Genomic DNA, 24,038 nt, shown 5'->3' on the forward strand with positions numbered 1-24,038 from the left:
GGGGCCCGACAGAGGGAGGAATACATGACTTTGGAATCCGATACGCCCCGGCTGGTAAGCAGCCATCGCGGTGTCCAGCTGACGCGCCGCGGATTGTTGTCGGCGGGCGCCGCCGCCACCGTGGCCGCCACGCTGCTGCGGCCCGACTTTTCCTGGGCGCAGAACGCGGAAAAGACCTTCTGCGCCTCGCTCGGGTGGACGGTCTGGGAATCCGGCCGCCATATCGTCAACGGCTACAAGGACGCGGTGGAGCGGTTGGGCGGTTCGCTGACCATCGCCGATGCGAACTATGACGTGAAGAAGCAGGCGGACCAGATCCTTGCCTTCATCGAGGCGAAACCCACGGCGATCTTCATCACGCCGGCGGACTCGGCCGCCATCTCGCCGGCCGTGCAGCAGGCCGTTGCTTCGGGCATCCCGATCTTCATCGGCGACAGCTATGTGCCGGGTACGACCGTGACCTCCACCGCGATGTCCAACAACTTCGGCCTTGGCGCCTATCCGGCCGAATACATCGTTGAAACGCTGGGGGGCAAAGGGAAGGTCGCGCTGGTATCGCTGCCCTCGAACGAAAGCTGGGACCAGCGGACGCTTGGCGCGAAATCCGTGTTCACCCGCCATCCGGACATCGAGATCGTGTCCGAGATCGCCTTCGCGCTTGGCGGATCGACAACGCCCCGGCAGGTGGTGGACCAGATCCTGACCGCCAATCCCGAACTGGACGCCATCTGGTGCGCATGGGACGGTGCGGCTTCGGAAGGTACGCTGGCAATCCGGGCAGCCGGGCGCGACACGATCATCACCGGCATCGATGGTGGCCAGCAGTCGTTCGAATACATCAAGGCCGGATCGCCGTTCAAGATCACCATGGCGCAAAGCTTCTACGAGATGGCGTATATGAACGCCTTCTATGCGCAGGAAGTGGCCGCCGGCCGTCAGGCGCCGCGCTTTGTCATCACGCCTTCCTATGCCGTGACGAAGGAGTCGCTGGACCCGCTCGACACCATTCCCGACACCTATGACGTGCCGGGCGAGGCTGCCAAGCTTGGCTGGAGCCGCGTTCTTTGACGCGCGTGGCGGCGGGGCAGCCCGCCGCCGACTTATCTGCATCACGGGAAGGGCAGGGGATGGCTGAAGGCACCCGCACGGTCCTCGACATGCGCGGCATCGAGAAGCGCTTCGGGGACGTCAAGGCACTGGACAATGTCGGCTTCGACCTGATCGCGGGGGAAATCCACGCGCTTCTGGGGGTGAACGGGGCCGGAAAATCGACGCTCATCAAAATCCTGTCGGGCGTTTACACGAAAGATGAAGGCCGGATCACGATCGGTGGAAAGGTGTTTGACCTGGGCAGCCCGCGTGCCGCGATCGAGGCAGGCATTGCCGTCGTTCAGCAGCACCCTGAACTGGTTGGCGATCTGTCGGGTGCTGAAAACATCTTTCTTGGCCATGAATCCTCGCGGCGCGGCCTGTTTTCCCGCATCGACCGCAGTGATCTGGCCACCCGCGCCAACGCGCTTCTGGCGCGCTTTCCCATCGACGTGGACCTGTCCCGCCGTGTGGCCGACATGCCCGCCGTGGACCGCGAGATCGTGGCGATCCTTCACGCGCTGCGCCTTGAGAACGCCCGCATCCTGATCCTGGACGAGCCGACATCAACCCTGACAGAGCGGGAAAAGGCGTCCCTCTTCTCGATGATGCGGATGCTGAAGGCGGCGGGTATCGCCATCATCTACATCACCCACCGGCTGGAAGAGGTTTACGAGATCGCTGACCGCTTCACCGTGTTCCGGGGTGGACGGAACGTCGCCTGCCACACCGTCACCGAGGCGCGGACGACCGGAATGTCGATCCCGAACCTGATGCTGGGCACGGGCGGCGGGCTGACCTTTCCGCCCCGTTGTTCGCGCATCAATGGCGATGCAGTGCTGGAGGTTTCGGGCCTGTCCTGCGACGGGATGTTCCGCGACGTGACCTTCACCGCCCGCAAGGGGGAAATCCTTGGCATCTTCGGCCTTGTCGGGTCGGGCGTGGACGAGCTGTCGAAGGCGCTGTTCGGCGTGTTCCGCCCTGATCGGGGCGAAATGCGGCTGCACGGGCGGCCTGTAAGCCTGCGGTCACCTGCGCAGGCGCTGCGATCGGGGATCTTCCTTGTCCCCGGCGACCGGCGGACAGAAGGCCTGACTTTGAACGAGAACGTGATCTTCAACACCACTGTCGCAAACCTTGGCCGCGCGTCGTTCGGTGGGCTTCTGCGCTTTGGTGCGAACCGCCGCAACGCACGGGCCCTTGCCGAAAAGGTCGATCTTCAGCCGATGCGGCTGGACCGGTCCCTGCGCGGCTTTTCCGGCGGCAACCAGCAGAAGGTGGTGATTGCCAAGGGCCTTTACCGCCAGGCCAAGGTTTACATCTTCGTGGAGCCGACGGTCGGGGTCGATATCGGCGCCCGCTCCAAGATCTATGCGTTGATGCGAGAGATTTCGCAGGACGCCGCCGTGATCGTCATTTCTTCGGATTGCGACGAGGTTCATGGCGTCGCCGATCGCACGCTGGCCCTTTACAAGGGCGCGCCCGTCGGCGGCGCCGACCGTGACATGTCGCGCGACCACCTGCTGCATGCAGGCATCATGGGGGGGATTGCAGCATGATCACGCGGCAACTTGGGATGCGGCTTCTGGCCTTTGCGGCGCTGGTGGCGCTGATCGGACTGGCCTTCTGGTCGCAATCGGCGGCCTTCGCCTCGGGCGGGAACCTGCGGTCGCTGATGCGCCACATGTCGGTGCAGGGGCTGGCCGCGCTTGGCCTGACCTTCGTCATCGTCGTGCGCCATTTCGATCTGAGCTTTCCGGGCGTCGCTTCCATGGGGGCGATGACGCTGGGCTGGCTGATCGCCGCGGGGATGCCCCTGCCGGTTGCCATCGGCGGCGGGCTGGCGGTGGGCCTTGCCTTCGGGCTTGTGAACGGCTTCGCCATCGCGCGGCTGGGGCTGCCCGACATCGTGACAACAATCGCCACGGGCGGCCTCGCCATCGGGTTTTCCTATTTCTATTCCAACGGAACCTCCATCTCGCAGAACTTCTTCATGTCGGGCATTCTTGACCTGAACGACCGCAAGATCCTGGGGCTGGACATGCCGTTCGCCATCCTGATGGGAACGGCCCTGATGGGGGCGATCCTGTTGCACGCGTCCCGTCTGGGGGCCGGCTTTTACGCCACGGGCGAGAATCCCGTCTCAGCACGCTTTTCCGGTGTGCCGACGCGCCTGCTGATCGTTCTGGCCTTTGCGTTGTCGGGTATGATGGCGTGTCTTGCGATCACGCTTCTGGTCGCCTCGTCCGGCGCGGCGAACGTGACGGCAGGCAACCAGCTTCTGATGCCGGCCTTCGCCGCCGTCTATCTGGGGGCTGCGCTGTTCGGACGCCCTTCGATCGGGGCGACATTGGCGGGAACGCTGCTGATGTCGATGATGCTTAACGGCTTCACGCTTCTGGCGATCCCCTACTACTACTCCGATGCCATCGTCAGCACGGTGCTGATCACGGCCATCGCCATCTTTGATCCGCGCGTCTCGGCTTTGCTGCGGGGCGCGGTCCGCCGGAAAGGGGCATCCGCATGACCGACATCATATCCACTGCGCCCCGCATCCGGCAGGGCCACAACAGCAGGGAAGTGCTGATGCGCTACGCCTTCTTTCTTCTGGTCCTCGTGGTCTTCGTGACCTTCGCCATCCTGCGGCCCACCTTCGTGACGCCGGGCAACATCCACGGGATGCTGATGTCGGCCTCCATTGCCGGGCTGATGTTTCTTGGCCTGACATGGCTGATCGCGGCAGGAGAGATCGACGTCAGCTTCATGTCGGTCGCTGCGCTGTCGAACATGGTCGTAGCGGGGCTTGTTGTGGACGGGGCAGGCTGGGGCGTTGCGGTTCTGGGCGGGCTGGGGGCGGGGGTCGTCTTCGGGCTGCTGAATGCAACGCTGGTTGCCGTGCTGCGGCTGCCTGCGCTGGTCATCACGATCGCCACCGGGGCGCTTGCCGCTTCCGTGGCGGCGGCGATCGGGCAGGGCACGTCCATTGCTTTGTCGCATACAGGATTCGTGGGCGATCTTCTGGGACTTCGGGTGGGCGTGCTGCCCCTGATCGCCGTCATCGTCGGCGCGCTTTACGCCGCAAGCTGGTTCGTGCAGGAGCGGCTGGTCTTTGGCCACTACATCTATGCGATGGAACAGAACCGCGCCGCCGTCGTGGAGGCGGGCGTTCCGGTCAACCGGATGCTGTTCCTGCTGTTTGTGCTGTCGGGTGTCGTTTCCTCCTTCGCGGGGGTGCTGCTTGCGGCGAACCTGTCGTCCGGGCAACCTTATCTGGGAACGTCCTACTTTCTTGACGGGCTGACGGCGGTTCTGCTGGGCGGCATGGCGCTGAAGCTGGGCAAGCCGAACGTCATCGGCACCCTGACCGCCACGATTTTCCTGATCGGCCTTCTGAACGGCGCGGCCCTGCTGGGCTGGACCGACAGCGAACGGCAGATCGTGCGCGGCAGCCTGCTGCTGATCGGCGTCGGCCTTGTTGTCTTCGCCCGCACCCGCCGCAAAGCATGAAAGGACACATGATGAAAGCGACGACCCGCCGCACCGTTGGCACCACCGGGCTGGAGGTGACAGCCCTTGGCATCGGATCGGCCCCGTTGGGCGGGCTTTACGCCGACGTTCCCGCCGCGCAAGCGCTGGAGATGCTGGAAACCGCATGGGATCTTGGTATCCGCTATTTCGACACGGCGCCGATGTATGGCCTGACCCGGTCCGAACATCTGGTCGGGCACACCCTGCGCGAGCGTGACGGCAGCCATGTCCTGTCCACCAAGGTTGGTCGGCTGATGACCACCGAACGCGCCGGCCGCAAGCTGCCGCCTGCGCCGCCGAAGAACCCGCTTGATCCCGGCTGGTGGAACGGGCTGCCGTTCCGCGAGGTCTTCGATTACAGCTATGACGGCGTGATGCGCAGCTTCGACGACAGCCAGCAGAGGCTGGGCATGGACCGGATCGACCTGCTGTTTGTTCATGACATCGGGCGGGTGACGCATGGCGATCTTCACGACCATCACTGGAATGCACTGACCAAAGGCGGCGGCTTCCGGGCCCTGCAGGAACTGAAGGCCGCCGGCGACATCAAGGGCTTTGGCCTTGGCGTGAACGAATGGGAAGTCATTCGCGATGCGCTTGAGGAGACGGATCTGGACTGTTCGATGCTGGCGGGCCGCTACTCGCTGCTGGACCGCGATGCCGCGGACAGCTTCCTGCCGCTGGCGCAACGACGGGGCGTCGCCCTGGTGGTGGCGGGCGTCTACAACTCTGGCATTCTGGCGGCGCCCAAGGGCGGGCGCAGGAAGTTCAACTATGCCGATGCCGATCCCGCGATCGTGGCCAAGGTGGAGGCGCTGCGCGCCGTCTGCGACGGATATGACGTTCCGCTGGCCGCTGCAGCCATCCGCTTTCCGATGCGCCATCCCGCCGTCACCTGCGTCGTGATCGGCGCGAAGACGGCCACCCAGCTGCGCCAGAACGTCGAATGGTTCGACACCGATCTGCCCGAGGCGATCTGGTCCGACCTCGACCGTGCCCTTGACCTGTAGGAGACAACGATGCTGAAGACGATCAACCCCCTGCTGACCGGCGAGCTGCTGGCGATCCTGTCCGACATGGGCCACGGGGATGAGCTGGTGATCACCGACGCCAACTTCCCCGCGGCCGCTGTGGCCCAACGCCTGGTCCGCCTGCCGGTCAGTGCGACCGACGTGGTCGATGCGGTGCTGTCGGTGTTGCCGCTGGACGATTTCGTGCCCGCACCCTCGGCCGCGATGGACGCGCCGGACGGTCGCCCCGCAATCTATGCCGATTTCGAGGCTGCGATGAACAAAGCCGAAGGCCGCGAGGTGGAGCTGGAGCTGATCGATCGCTTCGCCTTCTATGATCGGGCCAAGTCGGCCTATGCCGTCATCGCGACGGGCGAACGCCGCCTTTATGCAAACATCATTCTGAAGAAGGGCGTCCTGCGGACGTAAGGCCATGCTTGACGCACATCAGCATTTCTGGACTGTCGCCCGTGGTGATTACGGGTGGATGAGCCCTGACTCTGCCACGCTTTATCGGGATTACGGGCCGGAGGATCTGCAACCGTTGATGCGGAAGGCGGGGATCGAACGGACCATCCTTGTTCAAGCCGCCGAGACCGAGGCAGAAACCGACTTTCTTCTTGATATCGCGGCACGAACCGACTTCGTTGCGGGGGTGGTGGGCTGGATCGACATGTTCGCGGCGAATTTCCCGGCCCGGTTCGATCACTATTCCCGGCAGCCGAAATGGGTCGGGCTGCGTCCCATGCTTCAGGAACATGATCCCGAACGGATTCATGATCCGCTGTTTCGCACCAATCTTGCCGAGGTGGCGCGCCGCCGCATCCCCTTCGACATCCTGATCTTTCCGCGCCATCTTCCCGCGATGGTGGAGGCGGTTCGCGCGGCGCCCGGGCTTCACGCGATCCTTGATCATATCGCAAAGCCCGACATGACAGGGCCGCTTGATGAAGGCTGGCTGAAGGGCATCAGGGAGCTTGCCAGCGTGCCGGGCCTGCACTGCAAGATCTCTGGCCTTGTGACAGAAGCGGGCGAGGATTGGACGGTGGACCGCCTGCGCCCCTTCGTCGATCAAGTCGCAGATGCGTTCGGTCCGGACAGGCTGGTTTTCGGATCAGACTGGCCCGTTTGCACCCTGGCCGCGACGCATGAACAAGTTGTCAATGCAGCGAAAGAGATGTTGGCAAGCCGCTTCGGCCCTGAAGAGTTGACCCGCATCATGGAAACGAACGGATTGCGTTTTTATGGGGTTCTTTAGGGTCAGGAACCGTTCTCGGGTCATAGCCAGAACATGACGGCAGCGGCGAAAGCGACGGCGGAGAAGGACGCCCCGGGGCACCGGTCGTAACGGGTTGCAGCCCTGCGCCAATCCATCAGTCGGCCGAACATGATCTCGATTTGGTTGCGGCGTTTGTAACGACGCTTGTCGTGAGTGATGGTCTTTCGGCGCGACTTCGGCCTGGAATGCAGGGCCTGATCCCCTTGTTTTTCAGGGCGTCGCGAAACCAGTCCGCATCATATCCACGGTCCGCCAGCAGCCAGTCTGCTGCGCGGCGATGAGCCAAAAGTGACTGCGGCGCGTTGTGCAGCGATCCCGCGGGCAGGTGGCCAGATCCTCCCACCAGTCCTTTGGTTTCCGGAAGGGCGTGCAGCTTCTGCCCTTTCGAACTTGTCATACGCGGTGTGATCTCCACGATATCTCCACGATATCTCGGCGGTTCTTCCACCGGCGGATGCCATCTGCCCTCGGTGTGAAATCGACGGGACGCACCATGACACGCCGAAATTTCTTGATTCTCTGCTTCCTCGGGCTGATGGCCGTGACGCTGACGCTGTTCCAGTTCGGGAGCCGCCCCGACGCCGCATCTGAGGAGACCACGGTGGAAACCGCGGCCCTGTTGACCGTCGTGACACTGAAGCCAGAGCGGGTCGTGCTTGAGAGCGAATATTCCGGCCGCATCTCGGCCCGGCGGCGGGTGGAGATTCGTCCGCAGGTCGGTGGCCTCATCCTGGAGCGCCACGTCGAGGAAGGCACCCATGTCTCTGCCGGGGACGTGCTGTTTCGCATCGACCCGGCGTCGCTGCAGGCCGAGCTTGCCGTGGCGGAGGCTGCGCTGAAGCGGGCGGAAAGCGCCACGGACCATGCCCGCCGTGCCGTCGAACGCTCGGATTCCTTGCTCGCCAAGAACGCCGTCAGCGCGCAGGGCAACGATACCGCCCACAACGATCTGCGGCTTGCGATGGCCGGTGTTGCGGAAGCGCGCGCCTTGGTGGAGCGCAGGCGCCTCGACCTTGATTTCGCGACGCTGCGCTCCCCGATCGGCGGCTATGTCGCGGCGGGCATCGCGGATGTCGGGGAGCTGGTCACGGTTGGCGGCGAGAAGGCTCTCGCGGTGGTGCAGGACCTGGAGACCGTCTATGTTGACCTGCGCTTGCCGGTCGACGATCTGGACTCGGTCCTGATGGCCACCGAAGAGGGGCTGGGGCCGGTGACGATAGAAAACGATCGTGGCACGGCAGCACCGCTTGTGGGCGCTTTGAAATCCTCGGATGTCATCGTTGATCCGGCCACGGGGTTTGTCAGCGTCCGTATCGAGGCCGCAAACCCAAAGCTTGCCCTGCTGCCGGGCATGTTCGTCCGCGCGAAGCTTCCGCGAGGGGTGGTGCCCGATGCCCTGCTGGTGCCGGAGGACGCGGTTCTGCGCACCGCAGACGGGGGGGCGCAGCTTGTCGTCGTCTCCCCCGGGGGCGAAGCCACCCGCCGCGATGTGACCTTGGGCGAGCGCGTCGGCAACCGCGTCATCGTCACCTCCGGCCTGACTCCGGGAGAGATCGCAGTGGTGCGTGGGCAGGACCGCGTGCCCGAGGGCGTGACGGTCGCGGCTGTTTCTCGCCCCGCCGATGCCTCCCCGTCAGACGCCCAATTCTGAAAAGCGAACAAAATGGCCCAGTTCTTCATCCTGCGCCCGGTCTTTGCCTGGGTGATTGCGATCTTCATCGCGCTTGCGGGGATTGTCGCGATCCCGCACCTGCCGGTGGCACGGTTCCCCGAAATCGCGCCGCCCAGCGTCAGCATCTTCACGAGCTATCCGGGGGCCGACGCGCAGACCGTCAGCAACAGTGTGGTGCGGCCGATCGAGAAGGAGCTCTCCAGCGTCAAGAACGTTCTCTACTACGAATCCAGCGTCGACGCGACGGGCGGGGCAACCATCTCGGTCACGTTCACTCCTGGAACCAATGTCGAGATGGCGCAGGTCGAGGTGCAGAACAGGCTGAAGAACGCCGAGGCCCTGCTGCCCGACCCTGTGCGGCGCGCGGGCCTGGGGGTCGAGGCGGCGGATTCGGGCTTCCTGATGGTCATCACGCTCAGGTCCAAGACCGGTGTGACGGACGAGTTGAGCCTGGGCGAGTATCTCAATCGCAACCTCGGCGAAGAACTGAAGCGCATACCCGGTGTCGGGCGCGTGCAGCAGTTCGGATCGGATCGCGCGCTGCGGGTCTGGGTCGATCCGGCGAAGCTCGCGGCCTACGGTCTGACCATGTCCGATGTCACCGCGGCCATCGCGCGCGAGAACGCGCAGGCCGCGCCCGGCCGGGTGGGCGATGACCCGACGGTGCCGGGCACCCGGACTTCGACCCCTCTGGCGATTCAAGGCCAGTTGACCTCGCCCGAAGCCTTTGCCGCAATCCCCCTGCGCGCCAAGTCCGACGGCGGGCGCCTCGTGCTGGGCGATGTCGCACGGCTGACACTGGGTGCGCAGACCACGGCCTTCAGCGTCAGCAGCAACGGCAAGGCGGCGGCGGCCGCCGCTGTCCAGATGTCGCCCGGCGCCAATGCCGTCCGCACCTCCGCCGCCATTGAGAAACGGCTGGAAGAGCTGCGGTTTGCCATGCCCGAGGACTTGGAGGTCTCGATCTCCTACAACACCGCGCCCTTCGTGAAGGTATCGATCTCGAAGGTGATCCACACGCTGATCGAGGCGATGGTGCTGGTTTTCGCGGTGATGCTGCTGTTCCTGCAGAACCTTCGCTACACGTTGATCCCGACCATCGTCGCGCCTATCGCCCTTCTCGGCACCTTCGCGGTGATGTGGCTGGCGGGATACTCCATCAACGTGCTGACCATGTTCGGCATGGTGCTGGCCATCGGCATCATCGTCGACGACGCCATCATCGTGGTTGAATCCGTGGAACGGATCATGTCTCGGCAGGGCCTGTCGCCGAAAGAGGCGACGCAGCAGGCGATGCGCGAGATCACCGGGGCGATTGTCGGCACTACGCTGGTCCTGACCGCCGTCTTCATCCCGATGGGGCTGGCCAGCGGATCCGTCGGTGCGATCTACAAACAGTTCACGCTGTCGATGGCTGTGTCGATCCTTCTGTCCTCCGTCCTCGCCCTGACGCTGACGCCTGCACTCTGCGCCACGCTGCTGCACCCGGTGACGGACCATCGCAAGGCCCGTGGCGTTTTCGGCTGGTTCAACCGCAAGTTCGACACGCTGACGAAAACCTACACTGGCTGGGTCGCCTGGACCCTGCGCCGTGGCGGGCGGATGTTCGTGCTCTATCTCGCGCTGATCGCGGTCCTGGGCGTTGCCTACACGCGGATCCCGACCTCTTTCGTCCCCGAAGAGGACCAGGGTAACTTCATGGCCATGTTCGAACTGCCCGCAGGCGCCACAGCAGAGCGCACCCGCGACGTGATCGCCGCCTACGAGGCGCATATCGCAACCCGTTCCAACATCGTCGAGAACACGGTGATCCTCGGGTTCGGGTTCTCGGGTTCGGGGCCGAATGCAGCGCAGGCCTTCACCAGCATGAAAGACTGGGATAAGCGCACGACCAGCGTGGACGAAGAGATCGCCGCGGCCGAGGCGGCGATGGCGGATATACCCGAAGGGACGGCCATGATCATGAAACCGCCGGCGATCGAGTCGCTGGGCACGACATCGGGCTTTTCGCTGCGGCTTGAAGACCGAGCCAATGCAGGCCCTGCTGCGCTGAAAGCGGCGGAAGACCAGCTGATCGCCGCGGCCGAGGCCAGCCCGCTGCTGTCAGGTGTGATGAGTGAGGGTCTGCCTGACGGCATGAGCATCGCGCTCAGGATTGACCGCGAGAAAGCAACGGCGCTCGGGCTGGGGTTCGACGTGATCAGCGACACGATCGGGACCGCAGTGGGGTCAACCTACGTGAACGACTTCCCCTATCGGGGGCGGATGCAACAGGTGATCGTGCAGGCCGAGGCCGCGGCGCGGATGCATGTCGAGGACGTGCTGCGGCTCGAGGTGCGCAATGCCGAAGGCAGCATGGTGCCGCTGTCGGAGGTCATCACCCCGGTCTGGGAACCCAGGCCCTCGCAGCTGGACCGCAACAACGGCTATCCGGCCGCGCGGATCTCGGGCGAGGCGGCGAACGGCGTGTCGAGCGGTGCGGCCATGGCCGAGATGGAGCGTCTGGCCAAGGCGCTGCCGCAGGGGTTTGCCGTGGAGTGGACCGGGCAGTCGCTGCAGGAAAAGCAGTCGGCCAACCAGGCGCCCATGCTGATGGCGGCCTCTATGCTTATCGTCTTTCTCGTGCTGGCGGCGCTCTATGAAAGCTGGTCGGTGCCCTTCGCGGTGATGCTCGTGGTGCCTTTGGGTATTCTCGGCGCCGTGACTGCCGTGCTGCTGCGCGGCGCGGACAACGACGTGTTCTTCAAGGTGGGGCTGGTGACCATCATCGGTCTTTCGGCCAAGAACGCGATCCTGATGGTGGAGTACGCCCGTCACATGCGCGAGCGTGGGATCGGGCTCCATCGCGCGATCCTGCAGGCTGCGCGCCTTCGGTTGCGGCCAATTCTGATGACCTCGCTGGCCTTCATCCTTGGCGTCGTTCCGCTTGTGACCGCGAAGGGCGCCGCGTCCGAAATCCAGAACGCGATCGGCACGGGCGTCTTCGGCGGCATGATCTCGGCCACGGTTCTGGCCGTGTTCTTCGTGCCCGTGCTTTATGTCGCTGTCAGCCGCCTCGTTCCGGCGCCGGCACGTGACACGCTCCAAGAGGTTGCCGCATGACCGATGCCCTCATCCTGATCGTCGAGGACGAGCCCGAGATCGCCGAGATCCTGGAGAGCTACTTGGCACGCGAGGGCTTTCGCGTGATCTGCGCCCGCGACGGCACCACGGGCCTTGCGCATCACCAGCGCCTGCGGCCCGACCTGGTGGTGCTGGACATCAAGCTGCCGGGGCAGGACGGCTACGAGGTGCTGGCCGCGATCCGGCGCCGCGGCGAGACGCCGGTCATCATGGTCACGGCGCTTGCCGAGGATCTCGACAAGCTGCAGGCGCTACGGATCGGGGCCGACGACTATGTCGTCAAACCCTTCAACCCGCATGAGGTGGTGGCCCGCGCCCGCGCCGTGCTGCGCCGCACGATGGGGCGGGCGCGGGACAGCCTGTTGCGCGTGGGCCCCCTGACGGTCGATCCTGACGCCCACCGCGCCACGCTCGACGGCGACGCCGGTTCTCTCTCGCTCGACCTGACGCCCACGGAATTCCGCATTCTCGTCCATATGGCGCGCTCTCAGGGCCGGGCCTTCAGCCGGGCCGACCTGGTGGATGCCTGTCTGCCCGAAGGGTCGGCGCTCGACCGCACCGTCGACAGCCACGTCAGCAACCTGCGCCGCAAGCTCGCGGCGGCGGGCGCGGATGGCATGCTCGAGGGTGTGCGTGGGATCGGCTACCGTCTGGACGCGCCCCATGTCCGGTAATCTGAACGCACGGATCACCAAGACGATGGTCGCGCTGACGCTGATCGCGGCGCTTGTCGTCTCTCTGGGGCTGATGGCCTATTTCCTGTTCATCTACGACTGGCTTTATCCCGATCTCGAGGAGGAGGCAATCTGGCGGACGGCCGACACCGTCATGGTCCTGTTCCTATTGGCCTTCGGGTTGCTGACGGCCTCGGGGATCGGATGGCGCCTGGCCCGGCGGATCGTCGAGCCGTTGAAATCGGTGGCGGCAGCCGCGCGCCGGATCGCCACCGGCGATTTTTCCGCCCGGGCCCACCTGCCGGCCGGCAGCTTTCAGGAAGCCGCGGACCTGCTGTCGGATTTCAACACCATGGCCGAACGTCTGGAGCGGGCCGAGACGGAGCTCGGCTATTCCAACTCTGCCATCGCGCACGAATTACGCACACCGCTGACCATCCTGCGCGGTCGCCTGCAGGGCCTGTCGGATGGGGTCTTCGATCCGACACCCGAGACCTTCGGCCGGCTGATCGCACATGTCGATCAGCTCTCGGTGATCGTCGAGGAGTTGCGCACGCTTGCGCTCGGCAATGCCGGCCAGCTGGACCTCGCCCATGCAAGCCTCGATCTGGCCGAAGAGGTCGGTGCCGCGCTGAACGGGCTGGAGGCGGAGCTTGCCGCCGAGGGGATCAATGTGACCCGAGCGCTGGCCCCGGCCCGGACCGTGGCGGATCGAGCGCGGCTGCGTCAGGCCTGCGTGGCGATGCTGGAGAATTGCCGCAGTTACGCGCCGCAAAGCCGCGTGCATGTCGAGACAGGTGTGGAAGGCGGCGAGGCGTTCTTTCGCTGTTCCGACACCGGGCCGGGCCTCTCCGCAGGGGACCGGACCCGCGCCTTTGACCGGTTCTGGCGGGCGGACGCCTCGCGCGGGCGCAGCCTCGGCGGCTCGGGCCTTGGCCTGCCCATCGTGCGCGCCATCGCACGCGCCCATGGCGGCGAGGCCCGGATCCTGCCGCATGAGCCAACAGGGCTGATCGTGGAAATCCGCCTGCCGAAGAAGCCCCTTCCCTTGGGAGAGACCGATGACTGACGATCCTGACGCCTACGGCGAACTGGCTGCGCGGCATGTGTCGATGCGGCGTGTCCTGCAACTCTTCGTCCCCTATCGGGCGCGCATTGCGGGGGTTCTGGCGCTGATGGTCCTTGCCTCGGCCATCGGGCTGGCCGGGCCGTTCCTTCTGCGCGCGATCATCGACGTCGCCCTGCCAAAGCAGGATCTGTCGCTGCTGGTCTGGCTTGCGGGCGGCATGATCGCGGCGGCGCTGGCCTCGGCCGGGATCGGCGCGCTCCAGATCGTGCTGAGCACCCGTATCGGGCAGGCGATCCTGCACGATCTGCGCGTGCGGCTCTACGCGCATCTGCAGATGCTGTCGTTGCGGTTTTTCACCGGCACCCGCTCCGGCGAGGTTCAGTCCCGGATCGCGGGCGACATTGCCGGGCTGCAATCCCTGATGACCGAAACCGCGAACGAGCTTGGCCGCTCGCTCAGTGCGGTGGCGATGACGGCGGTGGCGATCCTCATCCTCGACTGGCGGCTGGCGCTCTTCGTCCTGCTGATCGTGCCGGTGACCGTACTGATCAGTGCCAAGGTCGCGCGCCTGCGCGAAGCGCTGACCTACCAGCAACAGGCGCGCGCCGCGGACATGTCGGCGGCAGTTGAGGAGACGCTGTCGGCCCCCGGCATCATCCTTGCCCGGACCATGGGGCGCAGCACCTTTCTGACCCAGCACTTCGCCCGCATCTCGGGCGATCTGGCGCAGCTGGAGGTCCGTTCGCATACGGCAGGTGAATGGCAATGGTCGCTTATCGGCTTTGCACTTGCGACGCTGCCCGCCCTGACGCTGCTGGCGGGCGGGCTGTTGATGCAGACGGGCAATCCCGCCACCATCGGCACGCTCGTCGCGATGATCGCACTTCAGGAGCAGCTCCTTTGGCCTTTCGAGCAGTTGCTCGAGGTCGGCCGCGACACGCGCAAGACCCGCGCGCTTTTCGCCCGCGTCTTCGAGTATCTCGACAAGCCGGTCGAGATCACCGAGTGCGCGGCCCCTGTCACCATCCCCCGTGCCGAGATGCGCGGCGAGGTCAAGCTCGACCATGTTCGTTTTGCCTATGCGGAGGGGCAAGACCCCGCGGTTCAGGACGTCAGCCTGACGATCCCCGCGGGCAGCCATGTCGCAATCGTCGGACCCACGGGTTCCGGCAAGACCACGCTCGGCTACCTGCTGGCGCGGCTTTACGATGTCGATAGCGGCGCGATCCGCTTCGACGGGGTGGATCTGCGCGATCTCAGCTTCGACACACTCTCACAGATGCTCGGGGTGGTCTCGCAGGAGCCGTATCTGCTGAACGCCTCTGTTGCCGAGAACCTGCGCTTCGCCCGACCGGATGCGACCGAGGCCGAGATGATCGCGGCCGCAAAGGTGGCGCAGATCCACGACCACGTTGCCGCGCTGCCCGATGGCTATGACACCCTTGTTGGCGAAGGCGGTTTCCGGTTCTCGGGTGGCGAGAAGCAACGCCTGGCGCTGGCTCGCACCATCCTTCGCGATCCGCCGATCCTGCTTCTGGACGAAGCGACGAGCGCGCTCGATACCCGAACCGAACGAGCGATGTCCCAGGCGCTGGAGGGGCTGTCGAAGGGTCGCACGACCATCACCATCGCACACCGGCTCTCGACCATCCGTGGGGCCGACCTGATCGTCGTGATGCAGCACGGGCGGGTGGTCGAGACCGGCACCCATGCAGCGCTGGCGGCGAATGGCGGCGTCTATGCCGAACTTCTGGCGGGCGCGTGACCGCCCGGCCTCAGTGCTGGATGGCCGCGGCCCGGCGTCTTGCGCCTAGGGTCAGGATTTATAACCAGTAGATGACGGTTGCGGCGAGGGCGATGGCTGAGAGGAAGACCTTTGGACAGCGGTCATAGCGGGTTGCCACGCGCCTCCAGTCCTTGAGCCTGCCGAACATGATCCCGATGCGGTTGCGGCGTTTGTATCGACGCTTGTCGTATCTGACGGGTGTCTTGCGTTGCCTTCTACCAGGGATACGGGCGCGTATCCCTTCGTTCTGCACTGCTTCCCGGAACCAATCGGCGTCGTAGCCGAGATCCCCGAGCAGCCAATCGACCTTTGGCAGGCTGCCGAGGAGCGCCCGTGCGCCGGTGTAGTCGCTCACCTGGCCGGCGGTTACGAACAGGTCGATCGGCCGCCCTTGGCTGTCGCAGATGGCATGCTACCTACTGAACTCGTGGCGCAGAACATCGACAATCTAGATTTGGCTGCTGAGCGGCTAGCCTCGCTGCCGCAAATATAGTTGTGTTGCCGACGAGGGCCGTAAACCAGATGACGGGCTGCTGCCCCGATGCAGCAGCAGGAAGCATGCCCGGCCAAGCTTCCCACCCCATCGAAGGCCATTCGCTAGCGCCTCAATTTAGAGGGCTATAGCGTAGGTGTAGTTCTCCGTTTCGTCAGCTTCGGCCCGCCATACCCCGCCGATTGTCCGCTATAGTGCGATATTGCCGCCGATCACCGCATTCACCGGGTGAGATAGGAAACCTCCGATTTTACGCTACAGCGGGTAAGTCTTGAAGGTCATTGAACAGCAGCTACCTACCTCATTCCAGACGTTGATCGTCGACTTCGAGTATCTAACAGCTGCCATCTCCTAACGTGTCTTACACGACATCTCTGATCCCGGCCTTCACCGGTATGGCGCGATATCTGCGGGTCATCGAGTGACGTTACTGACCCGCAGCTTTTTAATGCATACGTTCGCTAGAGCTGAAAGAAAGCCGGGTAACCGCCCTAAGCAGCCATTCCAGCGGCCCGTAGCGGAAGTGAGACAACCAGACCTTGCTCAGAACCAATTGCAGACCAATGATTACCACGTCCACCAGCAGCACTTGCGTCAGCGAAAGCCGATTGATCAGGCCAAGTCCATAACCGTGGAACACCAGCGCAAGCAGCAGCGACTGCATGAGATAATTGGTGAGTGCCATACGTCCCGCAGAGGCCACCAGAGCGTATGGCCCACCGGCGGCGGGGCGTAGCACGACGTGCAGAAAGCCGAGAACCATGGCGGCGGAAAGCAGCGGCGCCGTGACGATGGATAAAGCCAGCCCCGCGGTTTCGAAATATGTTCCCGGCGCCAGCGTTGCGCCTGCGGCATAGGCGAGAGCGCCGGGCAGGCCGACAAAAAGGCCGAGCTGCATCACGCGTCCTGACCAGTTTCGCCGGACAGCTTCGAGATGCGCGAAGACTTCCCTCCGGCCGGCGACATAACCCAGCAAAAACATGGCCAGAGCCGTCGGTGCCTGCAGAAGCAGCAACAAGGGAAGGAAATCCCCCAGCACGCGGATGTGGGCCGCAATGATATCGGCGGCCGTACCACGCCAGTTCTCGGCCTCCGCGCGGATCATGTCCCGAGCCATATCCGTCTGGTCGAGCGACGGCAGGCCTGCCTGCCACACGGCGAGCCCGGCCCATAACAGCGCTGTCGCTGCAATCAGAGCCACCGCCAGCACGATCAGAAACCGGTCGCTGCGCCTGCGAAGGGCCAGAAGGATCAGCCCCAGAGCCGCATAGGTGGTGAGAATATCGCCGTGGAAGAGGAAAACCGCATGCAGCGCACCCATCGCGAACAGGCCGGCCTGGCGGCGTATAATGCGCGGCAGGAAGCTGGTTCCGGCGCGCTCCGCCGATTGCATCTGCAAGGTCACGGAGTAACCGAACAGGAACGAGAACAGCAGATAGAATTTGAGCTCGAACAGCGCCGAAACGACGCCCTCGATAAACATGTCGAGAGCACTCGCATCAGGTGAAGGCAGGCCGGTGCCATACCAGGTCGAGGCGAAGGCCATGCTGTTGACGACGAGAATTCCGGCCAGCGCAAAGCCGCGCACGGCGTCGATGGCGTCTATGCGCTCAGACATCGTTGTGGCCTTTGGGGTGGTTCTGCAGCATGGCGAGCAGACTGTGCATACTTGCCGTCATCATCTCCGGATCGAAGAAGGGGTCGGCGGCCGCGCGGCTGAAAACGCCGTCAATCCAGGTGGACAGCAGTGCGATCATCTCGTCGCGTGGTACCGCGAACGGCCGATCCTGCCGGTCGATCAGCGCAGAAAGCGCCTCGATCATCGCCCTGTCGGCCTCGGCGCTCAGCTTTGCGATGGTCGCGTCACGCGCCGTGGCAGCGGATATTTCGAGAATCAGGCGGCGGATTTCAGGATCGGCGGCCGCGGCCACCACATCTGACAGGAGCTGCCGGAGCGCCAGACCCGCATCCTGCTGGCCCTTCAGCGCATTCAGCCATTCGATTGTACCGGACGCATTGTCGGCCACGACGGCGTGGATCAGCGCCTGCTTGTTCGGAAAATAGTGAAACAGCTTGCCCGAGCTCGTCTTGGCTTCCAGCCGCACGGCGTCCGTGCTGGTGCCGTCAAAACCGGACCGGGAGAAGCAACGCTTTGCGGCGTGGATAAGCTGGGCACGCTGAGCTGCCTGGCTTGCTGGATTGGGTTTTCGCATAAGAGCAGCCTAAATCAGAGTAATTGCTCTGCGTTAGGCTGCTCTTGGATGAAATTCAATAGGTTTTGTATCATTCAATGGGACTATAGATGTGCCGATTGTCGGCTGGTTTTCTGCGAAAGCTGGACACCCGCAAGAACCTACCGAGCTTGTTGATTTCGTGATTCAATCTGCCCGTCATGATTTGGAGGCGGGACGATGGAGCAGCGGTCTCTATTCGGGTTGTCGGAGCATCTGGAGCGCCTGAGCAAGAACGGTGATCCGCTGGAGACGCTCGCGGCGAGTGTGGACTTCTAGTATCTCCGCGGCTGGCTGGTCGATGGGCTGGGATACGGCGACGGAGCGAAAGGTGGTCGGCCGCCGTTCGATCCAGTGTCTATGTTCAAGGCGCTGATCCTGCAGGCGCAACACAATCTCAGCGACGCACGCATGGAGTTCATGATCCGGGACCGGCTCTCCTGGATGCGGTTCCTCGGTTTCGATCTCGGCGCGCCGACGCCCGACGAGAACACGATCCGGCACTTTCGCAAAAGGCTGACCGAGACGGGAACGCTGAAGCGGGTGATGAAGGCCTTCGACTGGCAACTCCAGAAGAAGGGCTACATCCCCATGTCTGGCCAGATCGTCGACGCCTCGCTGGTTCCGGCGCCCAAGCAACGCAACACCGAGAGCGAGAAGGAGGCGATCAAGGAGGGCAAATCCGCCCGCGAGATTTGGCCCGACGAGCCGGCCAAGGCGGCCCAGAAGGACGTGGATGCCCGATGGACCCTGAAGATCGGCGGCAAGGTGCGGTATCGTCCCGACGGAACGCCGCTGCCGATGATCGCGACGCCGGTCTTCGGCTACAAGAGCCACATCAGCATTGACCAGCGCTTCGGCTTCATCCGCGAGGCGGCCGTGACGTCGGCATCGGCGCCCGACGGACGGCAACTCAAACACCTGGTGAGCCGGGAGAACACCGGCTCGGAGGTCTGGGCGGGCAGCGCCTATCGCAGCCAGAAGAACGAGAAGTGGCTGGCGGAACGGATGCTGACGAGCCGCATCCATCGTCGCAAGCCCGCAGGCAAGCCGATGCCGGAGGCGACCGCTCGCGCGAACGCGAGGAAGTCATCGATCCGCGTCGCCGTCGAGGATGTCTTCGCACATCAGAAGGTCCGGTTCGGCCTCTTCATCCGCACGATCGGCATCGCCCGGGCCGAGGCGAAACTGACGCTCGCCAACATCGCCTACTACATGAACCGCTTGATCTTCCATGAGCGTCGCATGATTATGGGATGAATCCGCCCAAAAACGGCAAAACACCACGAAATCACCTCTCTGGTCGCTCCGGGGACCGAAAAGCCGGCGCTCCGCACGGCAGCCGCGCCGCTCAGACCAAGGTCAAGGGGTTATTGCGGGTGTCCATCTCGCTCAGGAAGACCGTCCGTCGAACACCCCAGTCGTGCCATCCATCCTTGTTTCAGTTTAAGAGGGCTATAGCGTAGACGTAGTTCTCTGTTTCATCGGCTTCGGCCCGCCAAAGATTTCTAACTCCTTATGCGAAATCAAATGATTAGGGTCAGGATTCATAACCAGTAGATGACGGTTGCAGCGAGGGCGATGGCTGAGAGGAAAACTTCTGGACAGCGGTCATAGCGTGTTGCCACGCGCCTCCAGTCCTTCAGCCTGCCGAACATGATCTCGATGCGGTTGCGGCGTTTGTATCGGCGCTTGTCGTATCTGACGGGTGTCTTGCGTTGCTTTCGTCCGGGGATGCAGGCGCGTATCCCTTTGTCCTGCAACGCTTCCCGGAACCAATCGGCGTCATAGCCGCGGTCCCCGAGCAGCCAGCCGACCTTTGGAAGGCTGCAAAGCAGCGCCCGTGCGCCGTTGTAGTCGCTGACTTGGCCGGCGGTGACGAACAGGTCGATCGGCCGCCCTTGGCTGTCGCAGATGGCATGCAGTTTGGTGTTCATCCCACCCTTGGTTCGACCGATCAGGCGGCCACGCCCCCCTTTTTCGCGGCCATGCTGGTCGCGGTGCGGTGTGCCTTCAGATAGCTCGCATCGATCATCACGGTCTTCCTCTCTCGGTGCTCTGCGGCCAGGCCCCTCATCATCCGTGCAGAGACGCCTTTCTCGCTCCATCGCTTCCAACGGCTGTAGAGCGTCTTGTGCGGCCCATAGGCTTTCGGGGCGTCTCGCCAGCGTAAGCCATTCCGGTTGATAAAGATAATCCCGCTCAGCAAGCGCCTGTCATCCACCCGGGACTTTCCGTGCGACTTTGGAAAGAAGGGTTTCAGACGCGCCATCTGTGCGTCGCTCAGCAAGAAAAGATCCTGTCACCGCTCCGTTTTCGAAGCGGTGAATCACGCAGCACTACGGAAAGCAATGCATCCTGACCCTGAGGAAAGAAGGGCTAAGGCCGCGCCATCTGCGCATCCGTCAGCCAGAAAAGAATGCTCATCGATCGGTCTGCTTGCGGAGCCTGAAACACGCCCGACAAGCAAGATCAATGGGTCCTGGCCCCAATCTGGGGGCACTGGATCTGGGCTGGAACATCAGCGCGGGAATGCTCACCACCGCACATCGCGCAGGCGTATCTCGGCCTCAAGCTGCGAGTGGTCATAGAAATCTGCGGTAGAACTGTTTCGCACGAAGCTCACCGTGATTCTGGGGCCTGTAGTGCTTTGGACGGACACGCCGACACCATGGGTCTGGTCTTCGCGCACGGCACCAAGAAACCGGTCGCCATCTGCGCTCTGTGTCCATAGGAACAGGTCGATTATGCGGCCGTTCCTGGGAAGCTGGACTCCCAGTTCGATGCGCGACCGGAATGCCATTTCATTCGGAATGCTTTGGGCGAACGAGACAGAGCCGTAGGGCATTATGCGGTCGAAAATCGAGCGCAGGCCTACGATCGCAACTCCCTGTTCTGACGCCCCGTAGCTGAGCCGTTCAACTTGAAGCCATGCCTCGTGATAGCTATTCCCGACTTGCCCCAGCGAAGACAGGCGTGCGCTCGTGGAGGCTTCTGTGCTGCGCCCTAACTTGCGTTTGTTTTCGCGCAAGCGATGACAGAGGTCGAGAAAGGTCCACCCGCGAAGGTTGTTGAGCAGGCACGCAGAGATCTGGGCGGAACTTCGTCCGATGTCGTAGCGCGGGGACCACGACATTTTGCCTTCGCCCTGCAGGTCCAGCAAGCTGCCGTTGCCCAGAGCGAAGCGCGTTCTGGCGCCAACGCTTGCCCCGCCTACCCATCCGGGCTTCGCCTTGATTCGCGGATCTGCGTGGAACTCCAGCCCGGCAAAACGGAAGCGGTCGTTCAGCGTGCCACCGTTGATGTTGCCGTCAAAGGCCAGGATGGGCGCGATCCACATATCCTGCCGGAGCACGCGCGATCCCGTCCCGTCATAGTAGTAGCCTTGGCGCGCCAACTCAGTGCGCAGCCCGTCGCGCACCGCAGGATCCGCCGCGTACCTGTCGAAGATGTTCGTCAGAGCGAAAAGGCGGAGCCGCTCCGATCCGCCGAGGCTCGTCTCGTATCGGTCCAGTTCGTCTCCAGATGCGGCCATGGGGGCAACACCGATCAGGAAGATCGTGATCAGGATGCGAAGGCTATTCACCGGCGTTGGGATCCGCGCCGAAGAACACGCCGTTGGCATCGACCTGCCGCCCCGTCACCGGATCCTTTCCGGAGATCGTGTAGAGCCCGCCAGTGGTCATCTGGTGCCGTCCGCCCGCAAATTCGGGCGTGCCGCCTACCGCGCCACGCAGGCTTCCCGCAGCCGAAAGGATGTCGGTGCCCGTAGGATCCCAGACTGTCAGCGTTACATCGCCGCCGTAGGCCCCCGTGCGGATGTTGAAGGGCAGATCGGTCGCCGTCATTTCGGTGCGGACGTCGGATCCGGTGCCTACGCCCGTTTCCAGTCTCAGCGAAGCGGTTTCCTTACCGAAGTCCAACTCCATGTTCACGAGGCCGTCGCTGTTGGCCCCCGTCAGCAGCGGTGCGCCGTCCAGCGACGCCCAGACGAAGTTCGCGCCGCGAAGGTAGTATTTACCGTCTGCCGATACCGGGGCACCCGCACGCGCGGCGGTGAAGGGTGTCTGGTCCACTGTCAGGCGCAGGATGCGTTCTGCTGGAGCCATGCCACCGTCCGATGCCACCTTCGCAATGACTTCGATGGTCATGACATCGTCATAAATCGTGTCCGTCAGGTCCAGCAGATTACGATAGCCGGCGGGGCCGGTGGGGTCGGCATCCTCGAACTTGGCAAGGATTGCCTGATCCTGAGGCGTGGAGTTGTCTCGGCGGATCCGGTTGCGCCCGTTGTGGTCGGTCTGATATGTTGCAAATGCTGGCGTGTCGATGGTTTTGCCGGGAGTTGCCGGCTCTGGGTTGCCGCCGTTTCCATTACCCCCGCCACCGCCGCATCCAGCAAGTGCGATCGCAGCGCATACCGCAAACATCCGAAAGATCATCACGCTTTTTCCTCGTTTGTACGTCTCGTCGCACCTGAAATGTTTGTCTTGAAGAACTGGGGTGCCGGAACCGGGCAACCGAACAGATAACTCTGGACCTGGGGACAGCCACGCTCGGCCAGAAAGGCAAGCTGCTCCTCGGTTCCGATGCTCTCGGCGATGGCTTCCATTCCGGACACTCGCGCCGGATAAAGGATGACTTGCACCACGGCAGAGTTTTCGTCGTTGCAGTGCACGTTGCGCAAGAAGCCCTGATAGATCTTGAACCGCGGGGCCGGATGCCGCTTCAGCAGGCTGCGCGACGCGAAACCGGTTCCATAGTTGTCGAAAGCCAGCCCCACGCCCATGTTGCGCAGGTCGTGCAGCGTCTTGACCATTGGACCATCTTGCGCCGTCAGGATGTTCTCTACGATCTCCATCTCCAGCGCGCTCGGAGACAGGGCGGTGTCGCGCAGTGCCGGGCGCCCGGCGCAGGGCGGGCAGGAGGAGTCCTGCGCGAGATTGCGTCGAGAAGCGGTTCACCGACATTCGGAAGTCAGGGTGGATCGCAGCCCAAGCAGCGGCTTCGGTGCAGGCAGCGCTGAGGATCCACTCTCCCATCACGAGCGACAGCGGCATCTTGTTCAGCCCGTCGATGAATGAGGCAGGTGTCAGCGGGCCCCGTGTGGGATCGTGCCAGCGCAGCAAAGCCTCAGCTCCCGCGAGACGGCGCCCGACGGTCGTGAACTGGGGCTGGTAGACCTGTTCGAACTCGCCGTTGTCAAACGCCTTGCGCAGCTCCTCCTCAAAGGTGCGGCGCAGCCGAGCTCCGTCCTCCAGCGCCGTCGTGAAGGCAAAGGAGGCACCGCGCCCCGACGATTTCGCACGGTACAGCGCAACATCGGCCGCATTCATCACATCCGTGGAATGGGAACTGCGCAGCGGATGGATCCAGATGCCGACGCTCAGGCTCAGCTCCATGGCGGTGCTGTCATGTATGGTCGGGGTACTAAGCGCCTTGATGATTGGCTGCGCCACCTTGACCGCCACACGCTCGTTCTGCCCATGCAGCAGCACCGTGAATTCATCCCCGCCAGGACGGGCGATCATGACGGCGTCGCGGGATGTTTCGCGCAGGCGCGAAGCCACCGCGCGCAGCACCGCGTCCCCGGCCGAATGACCCGGCGTGCCGTTCAGCGCGTTGAAGCCGTCCAGATCCAGAAGCATCAGCCCGTCTACAGTGGAAACGGAATCCGACAGCGCGTCGTCCCAAGGTGTCCGGTTCGGCAGGCCCGTCAGCGCACCGAGAGAGGCAATCCGAAACAGGCGATCCTCGTTCCCCTGTCGTTCGGTCACGTTTCGAACGATGGTGTGCGGGCAGAAGGATGTCTCGCGCCTGACCTCGCAAATGTCGACCCCCACCTTCGCCTTCAGCAACTGCTTTTGCCGCCCGATGAGCGAGATCATGGCAAACGGGCCTTTGAAAACCTGCGCCGCAAGACCCGCAAGGCGATCAAGCGCGGTGTTGGGAGCCGGATCTACGGAGTCGTACCTCTCCAGCGCGACAAGGCGCTGCGCTTCGTTGTCTGGCACATCGAAATCCACGACCTGAACTCCCTTCAAACGGATCCGGCAGATGCTTCAAGCTGGTGGCGCACCCTCA

18 protein-coding genes and 4 pseudogenes are annotated in these 24,038 nt (G+C 63.7%); 13 read left to right on the top strand and 9 right to left on the bottom strand.

All coding sequences use genetic code 11. The annotated features are described in order from the left end of the window. The first annotated feature begins 24 nt into the window (after positions 1-24). From JX25_RS14370 to JX25_RS14400, 7 genes are read left to right on the top strand one after another with little or no spacing between them, the layout of a single operon-like run. Positions 25-1,068 carry a sugar ABC transporter substrate-binding protein gene (locus JX25_RS14370; protein WP_128255791.1) on the top strand — a complete coding sequence of 348 codons (1,044 nt, stop codon included), beginning with the start codon at positions 25-27 and terminating at the stop codon, positions 1,066-1,068. A gap of 59 nt (positions 1,069-1,127) precedes the next feature. Further along, on the top strand, positions 1,128-2,648 hold the full coding sequence (locus JX25_RS14375; RefSeq protein ID WP_128255792.1) for a sugar ABC transporter ATP-binding protein: 1,521 nt from the start codon (positions 1,128-1,130) through the stop codon (positions 2,646-2,648). Next, a complete protein-coding gene (locus JX25_RS14380) occupies positions 2,645-3,616 on the top strand; it encodes an ABC transporter permease (protein WP_128255793.1) in 972 nt (323 codons plus the stop codon). The genes JX25_RS14375 and JX25_RS14380 overlap by 4 nt, the downstream gene beginning before the upstream one ends. Continuing rightward, positions 3,613-4,596 (top strand): ABC transporter permease, encoded by a 984-nt coding sequence (locus JX25_RS14385; RefSeq protein WP_128255794.1) that lies wholly within the window; start codon positions 3,613-3,615, stop codon positions 4,594-4,596. The genes JX25_RS14380 and JX25_RS14385 overlap by 4 nt, the downstream gene beginning before the upstream one ends. A gap of 11 nt (positions 4,597-4,607) precedes the next feature. After that, on the top strand, positions 4,608-5,627 hold the full coding sequence (locus JX25_RS14390) for an aldo/keto reductase (protein WP_128255795.1): 1,020 nt from the start codon (positions 4,608-4,610) through the stop codon (positions 5,625-5,627). 9 nt (positions 5,628-5,636) lie between these two features. Further along, positions 5,637-6,056, top strand: a complete 420-nt coding sequence (locus JX25_RS14395) for an RbsD/FucU family protein (RefSeq protein WP_128255796.1) — start codon at positions 5,637-5,639, stop codon at positions 6,054-6,056. Positions 6,057-6,060: 4 nt separating this feature from the next. Continuing rightward, a complete protein-coding gene (locus tag JX25_RS14400) occupies positions 6,061-6,885 on the top strand; it encodes an amidohydrolase family protein (protein WP_128255797.1) in 825 nt (274 codons plus the stop codon). Between the two features lie 20 nt (positions 6,886-6,905). Here JX25_RS14400 and JX25_RS14405 read toward each other — a convergent pair. After that, positions 6,906-7,174, bottom strand: a pseudogene (locus tag JX25_RS14405) (transposase); the annotation flags it as partial. A 225-nt stretch (positions 7,175-7,399) separates the two neighbouring features. Between JX25_RS14405 and JX25_RS14410 the strand changes: the two are divergent. Genes JX25_RS14410 through JX25_RS14430 form a run of 5 tightly spaced genes read left to right on the top strand, consistent with a single transcriptional unit; the run spans position 7,400 to position 15,209 of the window. Next, positions 7,400-8,557, top strand: coding sequence for an efflux RND transporter periplasmic adaptor subunit (locus tag JX25_RS14410; protein ID WP_241557999.1), 1,158 nt, complete (start codon positions 7,400-7,402; stop codon positions 8,555-8,557). Between the two features lie 12 nt (positions 8,558-8,569). Then, positions 8,570-11,680 carry a multidrug efflux RND transporter permease subunit gene (locus tag JX25_RS14415; RefSeq protein ID WP_128255798.1) on the top strand — a complete coding sequence of 1,037 codons (3,111 nt, stop codon included), beginning with the start codon at positions 8,570-8,572 and terminating at the stop codon, positions 11,678-11,680. After that, positions 11,677-12,375: a response regulator gene (locus JX25_RS14420; protein ID WP_128255799.1), complete on the top strand. Its 699-nt coding sequence runs from the start codon at positions 11,677-11,679 to the stop codon at positions 12,373-12,375. The genes JX25_RS14415 and JX25_RS14420 overlap by 4 nt, the downstream gene beginning before the upstream one ends. Further along, complete coding sequence (locus tag JX25_RS14425) at positions 12,365-13,444, top strand: ATP-binding protein (RefSeq protein ID WP_206611620.1); 1,080 nt, start codon at positions 12,365-12,367, stop codon at positions 13,442-13,444. Before JX25_RS14420 ends, JX25_RS14425 begins: the two co-directional genes overlap by 11 nt. Then, positions 13,437-15,209, top strand: coding sequence for an ABC transporter ATP-binding protein (locus tag JX25_RS14430; protein ID WP_128255800.1), 1,773 nt, complete (start codon positions 13,437-13,439; stop codon positions 15,207-15,209). The genes JX25_RS14425 and JX25_RS14430 overlap by 8 nt, the downstream gene beginning before the upstream one ends. Positions 15,210-15,267: 58 nt before the next feature. Here JX25_RS14430 and JX25_RS14435 read toward each other — a convergent pair. From JX25_RS14435 to JX25_RS14445, 3 genes and pseudogenes are all read right to left on the bottom strand, one after another. Continuing rightward, positions 15,268-15,642: pseudogene (locus JX25_RS14435) on the bottom strand (IS5 family transposase); the annotation flags it as partial. A gap of 526 nt (positions 15,643-16,168) precedes the next feature. Further along, a complete protein-coding gene (locus JX25_RS14440; protein ID WP_128255801.1) occupies positions 16,169-17,341 on the bottom strand; it encodes a DUF418 domain-containing protein in 1,173 nt (390 codons plus the stop codon). Continuing rightward, entirely contained in the window at positions 17,334-17,936 is a 603-nt protein-coding gene (locus JX25_RS14445; protein WP_128255802.1) for a TetR/AcrR family transcriptional regulator, read from the bottom strand. Before JX25_RS14445 ends, JX25_RS14440 begins: the two co-directional genes overlap by 8 nt. Before the next feature lie 198 nt (positions 17,937-18,134). On the opposite strand from JX25_RS14445, the pseudogene JX25_RS14450 reads away from it, so the two are divergent. Beyond that, positions 18,135-19,214 (top strand): annotated as a pseudogene (locus tag JX25_RS14450) (IS5 family transposase). A gap of 287 nt (positions 19,215-19,501) precedes the next feature. On the opposite strand, the gene JX25_RS14455 reads toward JX25_RS14450, so the two are convergent. The 5 genes and pseudogenes from JX25_RS14455 to JX25_RS15400 form a co-directional block, all read right to left on the bottom strand. Next, positions 19,502-20,226 (bottom strand): IS5 family transposase gene (locus tag JX25_RS14455; protein ID WP_241558006.1). Its coding sequence is split into 2 segments (ribosomal slippage): positions 19,502-19,936 and positions 19,939-20,226, totalling 723 coding nucleotides; the frame shifts between segments, so codons are not numbered across the junction. Positions 20,227-20,490: 264 nt separating this feature from the next. Then, entirely contained in the window at positions 20,491-21,540 is a 1,050-nt protein-coding gene (locus JX25_RS14460) for a hypothetical protein (RefSeq protein ID WP_128255803.1), read from the bottom strand. After that, complete coding sequence (locus JX25_RS15190; protein ID WP_241558000.1) at positions 21,533-22,396, bottom strand: viral aspartic protease; 864 nt, start codon at positions 22,394-22,396, stop codon at positions 21,533-21,535. Before JX25_RS15190 ends, JX25_RS14460 begins: the two co-directional genes overlap by 8 nt. Beyond that, a complete protein-coding gene (locus JX25_RS15275) occupies positions 22,396-22,851 on the bottom strand; it encodes an EAL domain-containing protein (RefSeq protein WP_277750086.1) in 456 nt (151 codons plus the stop codon). Before JX25_RS15275 ends, JX25_RS15190 begins: the two co-directional genes overlap by 1 nt. Positions 22,852-22,957: 106 nt before the next feature. Then, a pseudogene (locus tag JX25_RS15400) lies at positions 22,958-23,842 on the bottom strand (diguanylate cyclase domain-containing protein); the annotation flags it as partial. Positions 23,843-24,038 lie beyond the last annotated feature (196 nt).

The sequence above is a fragment of the Falsirhodobacter deserti genome (genome assembly GCF_004015795.1).
Taxonomy (GTDB): domain Bacteria; phylum Pseudomonadota; class Alphaproteobacteria; order Rhodobacterales; family Rhodobacteraceae; genus Falsirhodobacter; species Falsirhodobacter deserti.